Origin of the sequence: uncultured Chitinophaga sp., assembly GCF_902168175.1 — a bacterium.
Classification (GTDB): domain Bacteria; phylum Bacteroidota; class Bacteroidia; order Chitinophagales; family Chitinophagaceae; genus Chitinophaga.
This window is the reverse complement of record NZ_CABHOU010000009.1, coordinates 50,044-68,826: the sequence shown is the minus strand read 5'-3', so window position 1 is coordinate 68,826 and position 18,783 is coordinate 50,044. Positions and strand designations below refer to the sequence as shown.

Here is an 18,783-nt window from a genome sequence, read left to right as displayed (position 1 = left end):
AGAGCTGTCAACCCACAACAGGACAATCAGCAACAACTGTAAACCGCTTCCAGAACAACTAGAGATCTTTGTAAACCAAATTCAGTATTTTCTAACAATGGGTGTAAACCTAGAGCAGGACAAGACCCTACGGCGATCCTTGTCATCTCTTTGTCAGTTGATCCGTATTTAACCCGTATATAACCCGTATATAACCCGTATATAACCCGTATATAACCCGTATATAACCCGTATCTATATAGATACGGATTATCTATGGATAAACTACGGTTTACTAACGGATGTACTTATAAGGTTGCTTAAAAGAAGTAGGTTGGGAGTGTAGTGAGAGTATGGTGAAGCGGAGGATGAGCGGACGGTAAGACACATTTTAGTTACGCGGGTGTTATTGCGACATCATGATTATAATGCTCCATGTTGTACTGCCGCTGAAGGGAGTGACACAACGGCGGCTGGGGCCGGTTTTGGTGCTGGTCCCATCCTGTCTTTTTAAACTGAGGGCAGTGCAGTATTATGGCCTTTTTCCGTAAGTTTGTCCTTTATCCAACGCCTTTAATCTATATGATTGCTTACCTTAACGGGAAATTGACCTATAAATCCCCTGCCCTCGTACATCTCGACGTACATGGCGTGGGTTATGAAGTACTTATCAGTTTAAACACCTATTCTCATATTCAACAACTGGAAAGTTGTAAATTGCTAACCCATCTGAACATCAAAGAAGATGCACACACCCTGTACGGCTTCTTCGATGCTGCGGAACGCGAAATATTTCTCCAATTAATCAGTGTTTCTGGTATAGGCCCCAATACGGCCAGGATGATGCTGTCGTCGCTACAACCCGACGATGTACGCCGGGCTATACTGATGGACAATGAAAAGATGCTGGAAGGGGTGAAAGGAATAGGTGCCAAAACAGCAAAGCGGTTAATCCTCGAACTAAAAGATAAGATGAAGAAACACAAGGAAGAAGATATATTAAATATATCTGTAACGCAGGACAATACAATCCCCGAAGACGCGTTAAATGCCTTGGTCACGCTGGGGATAGCCCGGAACATGGCCGAACAGGCGATCCGTAAAGTGTTGAAACAGGAGCCGCAATTGAATGATTTGGAGGCACTTATCAAAAAATCCCTGAAGAGTTTGTAAAATTAATAGTCTGACCTCTATAAAACCTTTTTTCGCTTGGCAAAAAACACATATTACGGTGCTTTTGCAGTAATAGGAGTTGTATCTTTTATCATTGTTGACACGGCCGCCAGGGACAATAGATCGAGTTTTAATACCTATGGGAGTGAGCGGGGAATCAACCTAAACTGGAAACCAGATACCACGGCAAAAGATGCTGTTCGCAAGGATACCCTGAAGTACCCGATAAGCGACAGAAGGGGCACTAGTGTAACTGACCCTGTGCGAAATGCTATAGATCTGAAAGATCCGTCTAACATCTCCCGCGAGGTAGAATACGACCCGATTACTAAACAATACACCGTAAAGGAAAAAATAGGCAGCCAGTTTTACCGCCAGCCCACTTATTTATCCTTTCAGGAATATTCCGCACTGCAGGCGAAGCAGAGCGAAGAAGACTATTGGAAAAAACGTGCCGGAACTCTCGGCTCCCTTAACCAGCGTACATCCGGACCACAACTTAATACTGGCGGCAAACTGTTCGACCGTGTATTTGGTGGTACAAAAGTGGAAATTAAACCACAGGGTAGCCTCGGGCTTACCTTCGGTTATGAAGGACAGAACATCAAAAACCCGGTACTGGTAGAACGCGCCCGTAAAAACGGGGGCTTTGCTTTCGACATGGACATCAACATGAACGTGACGGGCAAAATTGGCGATAAACTGAAAATCCTCACGAACTATAATACCCAAAGTACTTTCGATTACGAGAACCAGATTAAACTGGAATATACCGGCTACGACGATGAGATCATTAAAAAGATAGAAGCGGGTAACGTAAGTTTCCCTTTGAGAAGTCAGTTGATATCGGGCATACAATCCCTGTTCGGTGTTAAAACACAGTTGCAGTTCGGTAAACTGATGGTAACGAGCGTACTCTCTAACCAGAAATCGCAGAAACAAACCATGACGCTGAAGGGCGGTACCCAAACTACCGACTTCGCCATCAGAACAGACGAGTATGAGGATAACCGGCACTTCCTGATGGCACAGTTCTTCCGCGATACGTTCAACTATGCCATGGCCAACCTGCCTGTTATCCGTTCCCTTACCAACATCAACCGTATGGAAGTGTGGGTAACCAATAAAACAGGCAGCACTACCAATACCCGCGACATCGTTGGTCTTATGGACCTTGGCGAGTATGATCCCTTCAACCCCGGCATTAATGTGCTTACCGCATCGCGCCTGCCAGACCGTGGTACCAACGATCTCTATTCACGACTGATAAGCGATGGTGGTGCCCGTAATACCAGTACGGTAGTGAGCCGCCTGCTGGCCCTGGGCCTTACACCAGTGCAGGAGTTCGAAAAAACATTTGCCCGTAAACTGGACAGCACCGAGTATACCTACAACAGGCAGCTCGGTTTCCTGTCGTTAAACATACAACTGAACCCGGACGATGTGCTGGCCGTAGCTTACCAGTACTCTTACAACGGCCGTACCTACCAGGTGGGTGAATTTTCGCAGGATGTTCCGCCCGACCAGAACGCTGCCGCCAACCAGCAGATACTGTTCCTGAAACTCCTCAAGGCAACATCCGCCCGCCCCGCATTACCTATCTGGGACCTGATGATGAAAAACGTCTATGGTACCGGTGCTTACCAGGTAAATCGTGCAGACTTTAAAATGGACGTGTACTATAAAGATCCGGGTACTGAAGATCGGGCTCCCAGTGAAAAACGTTACCTGCCCGATGGACAGGGTACCTACCGTGGCGCACCGATCATTACCATCTTAAACCTCGACCGTCTTAATAACCAGAACGATCCGCAGCCCGACGGACAGTTCGACTTCGTGGAAGGGTATACCATACGTTCGGAGAATGGCCGTATCATGTTCCCGATGCTGGAACCATTCGCACAGGGCATTCAAAAAGCACTGGGTGGCGACCCGGCACTGGAGTCGCAATACGTGTACAGCCAGTTGTACGACTCCATTAAAGTAGCAGCGCAACAGTTTCAGGCATTAAACCGGTACGTACTTCGTGGTTCCTATAAATCCAGCAACAGTTCCGAAATTCAACTGGGTGGTATCAACATCCCGTCCAATTCGGTGATCGTAACAGCAGGCGGGCAGGTATTGAGAGAGAACGTGGATTACATCATATCGCTGGGTACCCTGAAAATTATTAACCAGGGCGTACTGGCTTCCGGTGTGCCGATCAACGTATCGTTTGAGAACAACACCATGTTTGGTCAGCAGGTACGTAACTACATGGGTACACGACTGGATTACACCGTGAACGACAAACTGACCATCGGTTCCACGATCGTGAGAATGAGCGAGCGGCCTTACTACCAGAAAGTGAACTACGGCGATGATCCGATCAAGAACACCGTGGTAGGGTTGGACGCTGCTTATGCTTCTGAATGGAAAGGGCTTACCCGCCTGCTCGATAAACTGCCCAATTACCAAACCACCACCATGAGTAACATCAACTTCCAGGGTGAGGTGGCGCGTTTGTTCCCGGGGCACAATAAATTAATTAACGCAGCCGGCAGTAAAGAAGGCCAGAGTTATATAGATGATTTTGAAGGCGCGCGTAACGGTTACGACCTGAAGTTTCCTGCTACCAGCTGGGCACTGGCCTCTACACCAAGAGATGCAACAGATGCCGGTGGTGCTATCCTGTTCCCCGAAGCAGGTTTTAACGACTCGCTGGAATACAACCGTAACAGGGCTAAACTGGCCTGGTACATCATAGAACCTACTTTACAGATACCCGGATCACCCAACCTGCCGTCTGGCATCAGCGCCGACGATCAGAGCGATCCGCGCGTGCGGCTTGTATACCAGAAAGACGTGTTCCCTAACCGCTCCACCGACTTCGGTCAGAGCCAGTTAAGCACCCTTGACCTGGCTTACTATCCGCAGGATAAAGGTCCGTACAACTTTGAAAGAACACCAGGCCGCATTACAGCCGATGGTAAACTCACCAATCCACGCCAGCGTTGGGGTGGTATTATGCGCGCTATCGATAACAGCGACTTCGAAACTGCCAACATCGAGTTCATCGAGTTCTGGATACAGGACCCTTTTATATTAAACCCTACCAGCACTGGCGGTGAGTTATACTTCAACCTCGGTAACGTATCAGAAGACATCCTGAAAGATTCGCGTAAGTTCTTCGAAAACGGTATGCCTAATCCAACCGACAGGAATAAATTAGATTCCTCTGTTTGGGGCCGCATTCCTGTTTACCAGCAGCAAATTACACAGGCGTTCGATAACGACCCTGCTATTCGCCAGTACCAGGATGTGGGTTATGATGGTTTACGTTCGGAAGATGAGCGTACATTCCGCCAGGCTTACCTGAACGAACTGGCAGCCAACTTTGGCACCGGTTCTGCTGTATACCAGCAGGCACTGGCCGATCCATCGACCGATGACTACCATTATTATCGTGGTAACGATTATGATGCAGCGCGCCTCAGCATACTGGAGCGTTATAAACGAGTGAACAACCCGGAAGGTAACTCCCCGGTATCCGATAACAATTCTCAGTTCTCATCGGCAGCTACTAACTATCCCGAATCAGAAGATCTGAACAGGGATAATACCATGAACGAAACGGAAGAGTACTTCCAGTACCGTGTGAACCTTACCCCTAACATGCAGGTAGGGTCCAATTTCGTGGTTGATAAATTTACAACACCGGTTACCCTGCCCAATAAAACGACCGTAAACGAAACCTGGTACCAGTTTAAAATACCCATTACCCAGTACAGTGCGAAGGTGGGCAGCATACCCGACTTCAAGTCGATCCGTTTCATGCGTATGTTCATGACGGGCTTCCAGGACTCGGTAGTTATGCGTTTTGCCAAACTGGAACTGGTGCGTAACCAATGGCGTCGTTACCTGTACGAACTGGCTCCCGGCAACCCGGTGCCTATTAATGAGAACACCAACTTCGTGGTATCGGCCGTAAACATCGAGGAAAACGGTAAACGTACACCTATCCCTTATGTGGTGCCTCCAGGCATTCTGCGTCAGAATACACTGAGTACTAATAATACCAACCTGTTGATGAACGAACAGGCGCTGTCGCTGCAGGTATGTAATTTGCCCGATGGCGAAAGCCGCGCATTGTACCGTACCCAAACGGCCGACCTTCGCCAGTACAACCGCCTGCAAATGTTCGTACACGCCGAGGCGGTAGGCGACCAGGCTTCACTGAAAGACGGTGACGTGGCAGCCATCCTGCGTTTGGGTAGTGACTTCACCGAAAACTATTACGAATACCAGATCCCGCTGGCGGTAACACCATGGAGCAGCCGCACCGACCTTACCATCTGGCCGGAAGCTAATAATATAGACCTGTTACTGTCTACACTCAGCGCCCTTAAACAGAAACGTAATATCGAAGGCGCGTCGCCGCTGTTACCTTACAGTGCTACCGATGCGCAGGGCCGCACCATTACCGTGGTAGGTAATCCTAACCTGGGCGATGTACGTAACATGATGATCGGGGTCGTGAACCCGGCGAACGACGGGTTACAGAAATGTACAGAGATATGGTTTAATGAGATGCGCCTTACCGGTTTGGACGAAAAAGGTGGTTATGCGGCCGTGGGTCGTGTAGACCTTCAGTTGGCCGACCTCGGTACTTTCACCGCTTCAGGCGCTATGCACACCGCAGGTTTTGGCGGGGTTGACCAACGCGTGAACGACCGTTTCCGCGATAACTTTACCCAGTTCGACGTGGCCGCCAACCTCGACTTAGGTAAACTGGCGCCTAAGCGTTGGGGCCTGTCCATCCCCGTATACGCCGGTTATTCACAAACCGTGAGTACGCCAGAATACGATCCGTACGATCTCGATATCAAACTGAAAGATAAATTAAGACTGGCCAGGAACAGGGAGGAGAAAGATTCCATCCGCCGCGATGCGCAGGACTTCACTTCGATCAAGAGCATCAACTTTACGAATGTGCGTAAGTTGAACATGGGCAGCAGCGGTAAATCAAGGCTCTGGGATATTGAGAACTTCGATGTAAGTTATTCCTTCTCACAGATCAATCGCCATACTCCGCTGATCGAACACGACAACCTCACCAAACATCGTGGTGGGCTGGGGTATAATTTCGCCGGCCAGGAGCATTACCTGGAACCGTTCAAGAACCTGATACGCAGTAAGTCGCCATGGCTGGCACTGATTAAGGATGTGAACTTTAACTATGTTCCGTCCATGATCAGTTTCCGCGCCGACATCAGCCGACAGTTCGGTGCTACCCGTATGCGTAACATTGGTGGTGGTGAATTTAAGTTGCAGGAAACGTACGATAAGTACTTCACTTTCGACCGTTACTACGGTTTGAAATGGAACTTCACCCGTAACCTTACTGTAGACTTCAATGCCGTTAACAATGCCCGTATTGACGAGCCATATGGCCGTATTAATGATAAGGCGAAGAAAGATACTGTGCGGGATAACTTCTTTAAATTAGGTCGTACCACGAACTACTATCACAGTGCCACCGCCACTTATGCTCTTCCGCTGAATAAAATACCTGCGCTCGACTGGACCACCGCCACTGTGAGTTACGGTACCGATTACCGTTGGATCGGCGCTTCTATCCTGGCCAAGTACCTGGGTAACGCTATCGAGAACACCCAGATGCGTACCGGAACACTTGACCTCAAATTCAGCTCCCTGTATAATAAGTCGAAGTTCCTGCGTAAGGTCACGACGCCAACCATGCAGGTAAGCCAGAACAGGCCACAGCCCGGTGCTACTAACCCGAACGCCACCGCGCAGCCTAAGAAGGAGGAAACAGACGAAGTACCTTTGGCGCTGCGCATACTGTTAAGGCCTTTACTGTCGCTGAAAACGATGAACTTTAAATATACCGAGAGCAGCGGTACCCGCCTGCCTGGTTATATAGATAGTACAAAAGTGATGGGGATGAACTGGGCGTCTATGTCGCCAGGCCTCAACTTCGTGTTCGGTTACCAGCCAGACAAAGCATGGCTGGATAAATTCTCTCAAAAAGGATTGATTACACCGGATACTACATTCAACGTGCAGATGCAGCAGCAGTTTACCCAGCGTTTTGATGTAACAGCGGTGCTGGAGCCGGCGAACGACCTGCGTATAGAACTCACCATGGTGAAATCGTTCTCTAAAACATTTACCGCGCTTTATAAAGATTCTACCGGTGCGGGCGACTTCGGCAGCCTCAACCCTTACAGCTCCGGTGGTTTTGAGATCAGCTTCATCGCCATTAAAACGATGTTCGGAAAAATAGATACAGAGTCTGGTGTTTCCAGCACCTTCCGCAATTTCGAGAACTTCCGTAAAGTAGTATCTGAGCGCCTTGGCAATAATAACCCTTACAATGCCAATACGCCTGTATACGATCCCAAAGATCCGGAGTACCGTTATGGTTATGGCCGTTATTCGCAGGATGTAATTATCCCTGCGTTCCTCGCAGCTTATACAAAAACATCGCCCGGTAAGGCGCCGTTGATCGAGAACTATAGCGCCAATACCCGCAGTAATCCGTTTAAGAAGATACTTCCAAGGCCAAACTGGCATATCGATTATACCGGTTTAAGCAGGCTCGACTGGTTCAGGGATATCTTTAGCCAGTTCACGCTGCGCCATGATTATAAAGGCCGTTTGTCGATGAACTCCTATAACACGGCACCCTACTTCTACGATCCGCTGGTGGTAGCTTATCCATCGTTCCGCGATACGGTTTCCGGCAACTATGTGCCTTACTTCCTGGTACCTAACCTTACTATCCAGGAAGACTTCTCGCCTTTGCTGGAAGTGGACATGACCTTCATCAACTCGCTGAACCTTACGTTTGGGTATAAGAAAACACGTACACTCAGCCTCAGCCTGATCGATTACCAGCTCACTGAAATGCGTTCAAGCGAAATTGCAGTAGGTGGCGGTTACCGCGTAAGAGGTTTCCCAATGCCGTTTAAGATCGGTAAAAACGGGGGACGCAAGCTGGAGAACGACCTGAACTTCAAACTCGATTTAAGCTTCAGAGACGATAGAACAGCTAATAACCGTTTGGATGCAGACCTGATTATTCCTACCAGTGGTCAGAAGGTGATCGGTATTTCGCCCACCATCGACTACACGGTGAATAACAGGATTAACCTGAAGTTCTTCTACGACCGCAGGCAGTCCATACCGGTAATATCTACATCATACCCTACTACTACCACGCGCGGCGGCGTAACGTTCCGCTTTATGCTGGCACAGTAAAAAGGAGTTACAATATCGAAAACGGGCAATCCATATGGGTTGCCCGTTTTGTTTTAAGTGGATGGTTGATCTTCGGATGGAGGTATATAACTGGCAGGCATTGTTTGGTGCTGTAATAGGCGGTAAGGGGGCACTCAGTGTGAGGTTGGTGGTATATACACCTGCGGGCATTGTTTGGTGCTGCAATAGGCGGTGGGGGCTCACGCAGTGTAAGAGCGGTGGTTTATACACCGCTAGCCATATCTTCCCCGTTGTTGAGACGGCAATAACCGGTAGGGGCTTACGCAGTGTAAGAGTGGCGGTCTATACACCTGCGGCCATATTCCCCGGCTCCCCGCCTTTACATCAGCAACAGTTACCATAAAACCGTCAAACCATTCCTGCGTTTTTCTGATAAAAATCAGTTCGATTACAGGGATCATGCCTTAGTTTTGCAACCGGTAATGAAATATCTCTTCACCATACCGCTGCTTATTAGCCTGCTGATGCAAACCTTCAGCCGCGAGATCGTGATGGTGGAATTTGCCGTTAACCAGGCATTTATTGCCAAAGTATTGTGTGAGAACAAGGCGCGCCCCGAGTTGCAGTGTAACGGTAAGTGTCAGCTAAAGAAGCAACTGACTAATGAAGAGAAGAAAGATAAGGAAGGCAATAGCGCTAAAAGCAAATACGAAGTATATTTTGAAGATGTGGTGGCTGGTCTTAATATGGAAGACTACTCCGTTACAACTCACATATATACGGTTTATACACCTCAAATACCAACTCCTCCGTTTTACCCCGTTTTCCATCCTCCCTGTATTTAATTTTACACCAGCCCCATACTGCACAAGCACAGGCAATTGCCTGCCAGCATCGTAATTCCCTGCTTACACTGGTAACCAGCGGACCTGTATGGTTTCGTTTGTTCGTTTGATCTTACTGCCTTAGAGGCGGTGAGGTAGTTATTGTGTGTGCTAACTAGGCACGCCGCTAAACTCATTGTATGAAGAAGTTCTACTCATTAGTTTGTCTATTATTTATGTTCGTTGCCGCACAGGCGCAACAAACAATTCAGGGTCGTGTACTGGATGCCCAGTCGCGCGAGGCCATTCCCGGTGCTACTGTTCAGGCAGGCGCACAGGGCTGTCAATGTAATGCCCAGGGCCGTTTTACATTAAATGTTCCCGTTCGTCCCGATTCGTTGCGTATATCATACATGGGTTATAATATTAAGAAGACAGCAGCAGGCGAGGGGTTCCAGGATATACTGCTGGAGCCGTCATCCACCAAACTGAACGAAGTGATCGTATCCTCTAACCGTATAGGACAGTTACGGACAGAAGCGCCCATCGCCATTACCACCATCTCCAAACAAATGCTGAACGAAACCAAAGCTACTTCACTGGAGCAGGTGTTAAATAAAGTGAGTGGTGTATATATGGTTGATTTAGGAAACGAACAGCATACAATGGCCATTCGTCAGCCTATCGGTTACAAAAGTTTGTTTTTGTATATGGAGGATGGCATTCCCATTCGCACTACAGGCGACTTTAACCATAATGCGCTCATCGAAATTAACATGGCCGCATTAAAGAATATTGAGGTGATACGCGGGCCGGCTTCTTCGTTATACGGTAGCGAAGCCGTAGGCGGAGCGGTCAACTTCATCACCGCATCGCCCTCCCAAACACCAACAGCTAAAGCACAAATAGAAGGCAGTAACTGGGGATACCGCCGCGCTGATGTTACGGCATCTAACACCTTCGGTAAATTCGGTATACTGGTAGGCGGTTACTACGCCAAACAAACCGATGGTTATATGGACCATAGCGATTTCCATAAACTGGCCCTCACCCTTAAAACCGATTACCAGATCAGCGATCGTACCAAATGGACTAACGGTATCAGCGTGGTAGATTATAAAACCGACCAGACCGGGGGTATAGACAGTGCGCACTTTTTTAATAAAGACTATCGCAACTTCCACACCTTTTCTTATCGCCAGGTGAAAGCGTTTCGTTGGAAAAGCACGCTCGGGCATGTTTGGGATGCGGGCAACTTTACCAGTCTTACCGCCTTTTACCGTAACAATGAAATAGGACAGAACCCTTTTTACGCGATAAGATCGACCGCTAATCCACTCAAAGCCAGAGGCGAAATTAACAGCGATCAGTTTAACAGTTACGGTCTGGTACTGCAACATAAAAAACACTTTACCTGGAAGAACGCGTCCATCATAGCAGGCGTAAGTGCCGATATGAGTCCGGCTACTTACTTCGCTACTTTTATAGATGTAGATAAAAACGCAGAGGGGTTCTTTACCGGTTTTACCAAATCAGATTCCGTACTTACCGACTATCGTGCAAACCTGCTCAATACCGCTGCGTACGTGCAAGCCGATGCGGAGTTGCTGCTGGGGTTAAAAGTAGTAACCGCATTGCGTTACGACAGGATGGATTACGACTTTGATAATCATTTATCTCCTTCCGCCTTTACAGGAGCCCCCGACGAACAAAACTTCTTCCATGCCTGGACGCCTAAAGTGGGCGCCACTTATAACTTTGGTAATGATCGCGGTGTATACGCCAACTACAGCGTAGGTTTTGCTCCACCCAATATTTCAGAACTCTATCGTGGTGTAAAGGTGCCCACGCTTAAGCCCGCCACCTATCACAACTACGAAGTTGGCGGCTGGTTAGGCTTTGCGGCCAATAAAGGTTACCTGGACGTAAGCGTGTACAGGATGAATGGCACCAACGAGATCGTTAGCGTAAGACTGGCCGATGGCTCTTCCGAAAACCAGAATGCAGGTAAAACCACCCACACCGGAGTAGAATGGAATCTGCGTTATGCCATTGTAAAATCGGTACTGCTGCGTATAGGTGGTAGTTACGCCGAACACCGTTTCGAAGAGTACCAGGAGAAGGGTGTTAAGTATGATGGTAATGATATGAATACTGCTCCCCGCGTTATCTCCAATGCGGAAGTAACCTATAAGCCGGGTTTCGTAAAAGGTCTGCGTATCGGGGCAGAGTGGCAGTATGTAAGTAAGTATTATATGGACGTGGCGAATACAGAGCAATATAATGGTTACAGCCTGTTTAACGCCCGCGCAGGGTACACCATTGGCGCCTTCGAGTGTTGGATAAACTGCCGCAACGTGGCTGATGATATATATGCCGTAACGGTAGACAAAACAGCCTCCGGCAAAAGCTATCGCCCTGGGCCCAAACGCACGTTTAATGTAGGTATTGGCTATTCATTCACCGGTAAAAAAGAAAAGTAAATGAGGAAGTTGATAAGCGTGTTGTCATTGACGTTAGTTTTTTTATCCTGCAAACAAAAGGCGTTAATGCCGGGAGAGGAACACCTGGTATCCAAAGGTGCTAAAGCCTCGTGCCCTTATCTTACCGCCGATGCAAAGGGCAATGCGGTATTGAGTTGGGTGGAGGAGAATGATAATGGTAAAGGCCAGATGTATTATGCGGTGACAAAAGAAAATGGTTTGGGAGATGCGATCGCGATATCGGCCGCCAACAACATTCATCCGCACGCAGAGAACCTGCCTAAATTATTGTTCCGCCCTAACGGGCAGGCAGTTGCCATGTTTGGAACTGAAGCTAACGATGCCCGCAATAAGTACGCAGGCAAGGTTAGTTACACCGTTTCGAAAGATGGGGGACGTACATGGGATGCTGCACAACCGCTGGTAAGTGATACCAATAGTTACGATCAGCGTTACTTCGACATGGCACTGTTACCCGATGGCAAAGTAGCCGCAGTGTGGCTGGATAACCGGAAGCGCACAACGGCCGAAGGTTCCTCGCTATACTACGCCGTCATGGACAATAGCGGCAAGTTTGAACAGGAGCGTGCTATTACCGATAAAGTATGCCAGTGCTGCCGCACCGATCTGTATATCGATGATAAAGGCATTATTCACATAGCCTACCGCGCCATCCTGAACGATACCGTACGCGATATGGTACACGTGCAGTCTACTGATGGCGGCGCCAGTTTCTCCCAGCCAGCGCGCATCAGCGCAGATAACTGGGTCATTAAAGGTTGCCCGCATACTGGCCCCACCATGGTAAAGAACGAATACGGCCTGCACTTCGCCTGGTTTACGATGGGCGGGGGAGAAGGGGTGTTCTATTGCCAGTCGCAGGACAATGGCATTACCTGTTCAAAGAAAGAGAGTATCAGCGCACTGCCTACGGCCAAACATCCGCAAATGGCAGTAATGGGCAATAGTGAGCTGGCTTTGGTGTGGGACGAAGCCGTGAAAGCGGGCGATAAATATAACAATCGTATAGGCCTGCAAGTGAAAGCAGCGAACGGGAGTAAAAAAGAGATGATTTACCTGACACCAGATAGTGCTTTCGCCAGTTTTCCGGTATTAAAACCGCTGGCTGATAACAAGGTGCTGGTGGCTTACAAAAAGAGGGTGGGAGAAGCGGAGCAGGTTTACTGGCAGCAATTCCCCATCCACCCGTAACCCTGTCAAATTTACATAATTTGCCGCCCGGGCAAAGCGGTGGAGAAGGCGAAATAAAAAAGGGCAGACTGTGAAGCCTGCCCTTTAATAATTTTATCAGCTGTAACTGAAGGTGAATGATTTTTCACCTTGCCAGCGTTGGCTCATCGCCCAGCGTCCGTAATTTCCTTTGCGGGATTTATCGGCGTAGAAGCGGAATTGCTCCATCCATTTTGGATAATAGAGCCGGATCATGTAAATAGTAATAAATGTCAACATAGGGATATGGTTATAGGATTAATAGGCACGTTAATCGCTTTTTACATTTGATGCTACGTCGCAACTCCAGACTAATTAAGAACTTTGCTCATCGTTACCGGCTGTTTTTCTCATAGGATCCAATATAAGCCGGAAATATCAAATAGAAGTCCGATAACTACTGCTACATGTGTTACCGGACTTCAAATATAAATTAAAAATATGTTACGCAAATAACATTTGTGTGTTATTTTCTATGCGTCTTTGTGGATGTAGTACGCATTGGCCTGTGCCGTGGGGGTTACTACCAGGTCGTTTATACATACATGTTTAGGTAAAGTGCTGCAATAGAACACGATATCTGCCACATCTTCGCCGCTGAGGGGTGTAAAACCCCTGTATACATCATCTGCCTTACCCTGATTACCCTTAAAGCGTACGAGCGAAAACTCCGTTTCGGCCGCACCGGGGTGAATAGCTGTTACCTTAATGCCATACGGCAGCAGGTCGATGCGCATACCCTGGGACAGGGCATCGACGGCAGCCTTACTGGCACAGTACACATTACCTTTGGCGTAAACGTGTTTTGCGGCGGTAGAACCGATGTTGATGATATGACCCTTGCCGCGGGCCTTTAGAAGCGGAATAATGGCTTTAGATACGTATAAAAGGCCTTTTACGTTGGTGTCCAGCATGGTATCCCAATCGTCGGCATCGCCTTCGTCAATGGGGGTGAGGGCAAGGGCCAGGCCGGCATTGTTCAGCAGTATGTCTATTTCCTTCCACTGGCCGGTAAGCGAGTTAACGGCTGCTTCGGTGGCTGCGCGGTCTCTTACGTCAAAACAGAGCGGCAACACCTGTATGCCCGATTCCTTTTCCAAACGCTCCTTCAATGCATCCAGCCTGTCCTGGCGGCGACCGGTGATGATGAGGTGGTATCCTTCGCGCGCGAACCTTTCTGCACAGGCTTCGCCAAAACCGGAAGTGGCGCCGGTAATGAATATCGTTCCTTTCATGTTACTGCTTGTTGTTTGATTAGCGAAGCAAAGTTACCGTACCTTTTCGTAAAATCTTACGGCCGTTAAGATCAATGCCTTCGGCTATCCACATATAGGTATCCTGCTTAGAGGGGCGGCCGTTTACGTTACCATCCCAGCCGCTGCGGAAGTCGGTGGAACTGTAAACCAGTTCGCCCCAGCGGTTAAATATCCTGAAAAAGTTGTACTGCTGTATGCCCACGGGTATAAACCGGAAACGATCGTTCTGACCATCGCCATTGGGTGTAAATGCATTAGGAATGTACATGTCGGGGCCGGTGTAATATTTTATGTTGATGGTATCGTAACCATAACATCCCTGCAGGTTATCGACCCTTAATACGTAGCTGATATCATCGTTGCCAAGCACCACCGGATCAGGCGCGCCAGTGCTGCTAAGGCCTGCGCCAGGCCACCAGGTGTATAAGTCGCCACCACTTCCTTTTAGGGTAAGCGGCTGACCCCGCGCCAGTATAGTGTCGTTACCGGCAAACGGGTTCACCTCGTACAGTTGCAGGTTGTTTGTAATGGTTTTATCACAGCCCCGGTTCGTAGTAAGCTTTAACGTAACCGTGTAGATAGCGGCTTTGCCATATTTGTAATTCGTTCGCTGTGCAACAGAGGTATCGTTCAATATCTTATCTACGCCAAAGTCCCACTTTCGGCTAAGTATGTTGCCGTAAAGGTAACTGGAGGTATCTTCAAAAAATACCGGGTCTTCACGGCAAAGTCCATTGGCGGTAAAGCCGGCCCTGAATCCCGGGTAGTTATTCACCAGCCCTGTTGTGCTGTCGGTGCAGGGCAAACCACGATTCACCACCAGTTTAATTTTGTATTTGCCAGTGTCCGGGTATTGGTGGAAAAAGATGTCCTGGTTGTTGGTGATCGTATCTGTGCCATCCCCAAAGTACCAGTGGAAGGTAGATGTAAAGCCGGCGGTGCTGGTATTGGGAATAGCCACGGCCAGTTGGGGTTCGTCTACACAGTTATTTACAATACCCGGCACTACTGCGCGGATAGTGGTATTGCAATTATATACGGTGATAAGTATGTCCTTACTATGTGTACCTATAAAGGCGCCTGTGCGGCGATTGTATTCGCTTACACATACGGTAACTACAAACTTGCCCGCTCTGTCGGGCGTGCCCGTTATAATTCCCGTTGCCGATATACTTAGTTTGGGCGCGCCTCCCATTGGGTCAAGCCCTGAGTAGGGAGAGATGTAACTAACGGTGGTACTATATGGTGGCGACGAAATAGATTCATTGTTACGTGTGGCACCGCCGGCAAGGGCGCTGCAAAGGCTGTAGGTAAGACTATCATTATCCGCATCGTAGGCGGAGTAGTTGTAAGTGAAAGGGAGGCCTGCGCAGATTACCACGGCTTCGTCTTTGTCGAAAAACGCGCAGTTGTTGTCGGGGCGGCCTTCTGTTCCGGGTATTACGGTATAAAAGGTAGATCCTTCTCTTTCCGAGTCGTGAATGTTGGTAATACTTTCGCCACGGCAGCAGCGTTGGTAGGCGATATAATAGCCTCCTGGTATGGCGGGCAGGTGAACGGTGTCGCTGTAAAATGCTACTTCAAGGTATATGGATTGTGGGGCGAGGCAGGGGTTTTTCAAGGTATCGCGGAGTGGGCGTGTTTCCTGTATGTAAAAGAGTATCTGAGGTCCTATCCGCTGGCCGGCTGCATTAAAGATGTTGATGGGTATGGGGTTCTCAAAAATGTCCAGGCACCCTTGCCGGGTGCCGCATACAAAGTCGCCGTCGCGATAAAGTTTTAAGGTGATTTTATATTTGTAACCGGCCACCCTGTCGGATATGCCTACCGTTTGGTAATAGATCTCCCCCCCAATTATATGGTAAGCTGCGGTGATTGTGTGAATCATCATACAGCAAAAGACCAAATACAGGAATTTGCTCATGTTGAGGGGGTATGAAAACGGTGAATAACGTGCTATCTGAATTTACGTAAAATAGATAACGTGCGGAAATAAACTTTTGTTTAGCGGAGCAGGGTTACAGTACCTTTTCTTTCCACATATTTACCGCTTTGATCCTTACCGGTTACCACCCAGATGTAAGTGCCTACTTCGGCCATTGAACCGCCTCTCCGGCCATCCCATCCCTTTAAATAAGCATTGGTTTGGAAGATCTGTTGCCCCCATCTGTTAAAAATCCGGAACGATTCAAGAGTCATACCAACAGGTAATGGACGGAAAATATCGTTCACCCCGTCGCCGTTAGGTGTAAAGCCGGTAGGTACATAAATCTGGGGGCCTTCTATAAAGCGTACAAAAATATCGTCGGTGCCCATACAGCCTTCTGCTGTAAATACTTCTACGCGGTAGGTGATGTCGCGGTTTACGGTGGTGGTAGGGTTATAAATAGCGGAGTTGTCGAGACCTTCGGATGGATACCATTGATAGTTTAAGCCTCCACTGGCGTGTAACTGGAATGGCTGTCCGTAAGTGATAAGTGTATCGTTACCGGCAAATGCAGGTACGGGCGGTACTACGCCTATCGTAACAGTATCGTACACCGGTTTGGGGCAGCCAAGCGTATCGGTTACCATTACGATGTAATTAATGGTTTCAAGTGGCGCTGCAAGCGTTTGAGCCCTGGCAGGACTGTTCATCCACCTGGTAGGTGACCATTGGTATTTGGAACCGCCGGTGGCCAACAGAGTGATTCTATCTCCATAACAAATGGTGGTATCATCGCCGGCAAAAGCGCGTGGCGGATCTACGGTGCGCAGTTGTATGGTGTCGTTGGTGAAGCAGCTTCCAAGTGTAGCTAACAGTTGGTATTGGCTGGTTTGCATAGGCGTTACCGTAACGGTTGCCCCCGGTCCGGCGCTGGTGTTGCTGGTCAGGTCTGTCCAGTTAAGGGCGTAGTTGCCATCGGTAATGCTTCGCAGTTTAATCGGATCGCCTGTACATACAACACTATCGGGCAACGCGGTGATTAACAATGTATCACGCACATCTATGGCCACTTTCATGGTGTTTACGCATCCTGTATTATCGGTAAAGGTTACGCTGTACGACGTATCTCTTCTTGGAAATACTTTTGGTGTTTCCGTTTGGGCATCGATGATATTGTAATCGTATGGTAACCAGGAGTAGGTGCCAGGGATGGTACTGCTGGCGAACAACTGGAGTGTGTCTTTATAACAAAGTAATGTATCCGCTGTTCCATTCAATGGCGGCTTGTCGTAAATGGTATACGTTTCGGAAACGGTATGTACACAGCCGCTATCCGTTGTAACAGTAAGGGTGGTCGTGTAAGTGCCGGGCGCGGTGTAGTGATATTCCGGCCTCTCCAGTGACGATACATCGGTAGTAATATTAGGTACGCCGAAGTCCCATTTATAAGAAATGATGTTGCCAATATCGTTCGTTGTTGTATTGTCAAATTCTGATTTCTTGCTGGTACACAAGCCATTAAGACTAAAGGACGGAGCCAGTGTCGGGAACACATATACCTTGGTGATGGCGCTATCGTTACAGTTACTGCCTCTGTCTACTACCAGTTTTGCGGTGTATATACCAGCTTTTGCGTAGGTATGTGGCAGCGGGTCCTGGCTCATGGTTGTCATCGTATTACCATCTCCAAAGTCCCAGTAATAGGGCTTGCCGGGTGTACTGTTATTTATAAAGTTGATAGTGAGCCCACTACAATCGGCGTATTTGTCTGGCATAGCGGCTACCACTTGTTTTACGCAACCGGTAATACTAAACTGGAACTCTTTACTATGCTCGCCAACATATTCTCCATTCCGGTATTCCTGTGCGGTTACGGTAACGATGTATAAACCCACCTTGGGCGCCGTTCCGGATATAACGCCGGTTTTTGGGTTGATGGTAACGTTAGGTCCCAGTGGTTCCGCAGCACTGAAAGGGCTGAAATAATCCACAGAGTAATAAGTAGGAGCGCTGGTAGTGGCCGGCTTGGGATTACGCTGTGTGGCGCCGCGATAAGCAGTACTGAATGAATATACCAGCGAATCGCCGTCGTCGTCGGAGGCTGCGTAATCGTAAATGAATGGCATGTTGGCACATACGATCACTACTTTTTCTTTATTGAACCTCGCGCTGTTGTTCTCATCAAAATTATTCATGCTGCCCGGAATAAACACGGTATAGGTAGCACCTACATCATTACCGGCAGAATTAATATTGGTCAGGTTCACACGCCTGCAACAACGTTGATAAGCAGCGGTATAACCCGAAGTATTTTCAGGGAGTGTAACCAATGTGCTGTAATAGCCAATGGCATAACAAATATTGGGAGGGTTTACGATACAGGGATCTACATCCTGTGTATTGTAATTTTCAACTGCCGTCCTGCCTATCGCTTTGGGGTTAGCGATCAGTTGTTTGGACCCGTTGTCGAATATAGAAATATCAACCTCCGAATCGAACTGCTGGTCGGTAGCGTCGCAGCGGACGAAGAGTTTGAGTGTGATGCGATACTGGTTACTGGTGCCTACTTTCCTCACAAAATCATAATACATCTCCCCGCCGATTATATGATCGGCTTTGGCGGCAATGCATATCATGCCGAGCAGAAATGTAAGAATTACTGATCTCAACCTACAGATGTTCTA

9 protein-coding genes are annotated in these 18,783 nt (G+C 48.3%); 5 read left to right on the top strand and 4 right to left on the bottom strand.

What is annotated here, in order from left to right:
- Positions 1-561 precede the first annotated feature (561 nt).
- The 5 genes from ruvA (at position 562) to QZT80_RS00755 (ending at position 12,898) form a co-directional block, all read left to right on the top strand.
- Positions 562-1,152: a Holliday junction branch migration protein RuvA gene (gene ruvA / locus QZT80_RS00775; RefSeq protein ID WP_295116634.1), complete on the top strand. Its 591-nt coding sequence runs from the start codon at positions 562-564 to the stop codon at positions 1,150-1,152.
- A gap of 36 nt (positions 1,153-1,188) precedes the next feature.
- A complete protein-coding gene (gene sprA, locus QZT80_RS00770; protein ID WP_295116632.1) occupies positions 1,189-8,418 on the top strand; it encodes a cell surface protein SprA in 7,230 nt (2,409 codons plus the stop codon).
- A 443-nt stretch (positions 8,419-8,861) separates the two neighbouring features.
- Positions 8,862-9,224 (top strand): hypothetical protein, encoded by a 363-nt coding sequence (locus QZT80_RS00765; RefSeq protein WP_295116630.1) that lies wholly within the window; start codon positions 8,862-8,864, stop codon positions 9,222-9,224.
- 179 nt (positions 9,225-9,403) lie between these two features.
- Positions 9,404-11,686: a TonB-dependent receptor gene (locus QZT80_RS00760; protein ID WP_295116628.1), complete on the top strand. Its 2,283-nt coding sequence runs from the start codon at positions 9,404-9,406 to the stop codon at positions 11,684-11,686.
- Positions 11,687-12,898, top strand: a complete 1,212-nt coding sequence (locus QZT80_RS00755; RefSeq protein WP_295116627.1) for a sialidase family protein — start codon at positions 11,687-11,689, stop codon at positions 12,896-12,898.
- 96 nt (positions 12,899-12,994) lie between these two features.
- Here the strand turns inward: QZT80_RS00755 and QZT80_RS00750 are convergent, their stop codons facing one another.
- From QZT80_RS00750 to QZT80_RS00735, 4 genes are all read right to left on the bottom strand, one after another.
- The gene (locus QZT80_RS00750) at positions 12,995-13,156 is read right to left on the bottom strand and encodes a hypothetical protein (protein WP_295116625.1); all 162 of its coding nucleotides are present in this window, start codon (positions 13,154-13,156) and stop codon (positions 12,995-12,997) included.
- A 233-nt stretch (positions 13,157-13,389) separates the two neighbouring features.
- Positions 13,390-14,151, bottom strand: a complete 762-nt coding sequence (locus QZT80_RS00745; protein WP_295116623.1) for an SDR family NAD(P)-dependent oxidoreductase — start codon at positions 14,149-14,151, stop codon at positions 13,390-13,392.
- A 19-nt stretch (positions 14,152-14,170) separates the two neighbouring features.
- Positions 14,171-16,063, bottom strand: coding sequence for a gliding motility-associated C-terminal domain-containing protein (locus tag QZT80_RS00740; RefSeq protein WP_295116621.1), 1,893 nt, complete (start codon positions 16,061-16,063; stop codon positions 14,171-14,173).
- A gap of 113 nt (positions 16,064-16,176) precedes the next feature.
- Complete coding sequence (locus QZT80_RS00735) at positions 16,177-18,768, bottom strand: PKD domain-containing protein (RefSeq protein ID WP_295116619.1); 2,592 nt, start codon at positions 18,766-18,768, stop codon at positions 16,177-16,179.
- Positions 18,769-18,783 lie beyond the last annotated feature (15 nt).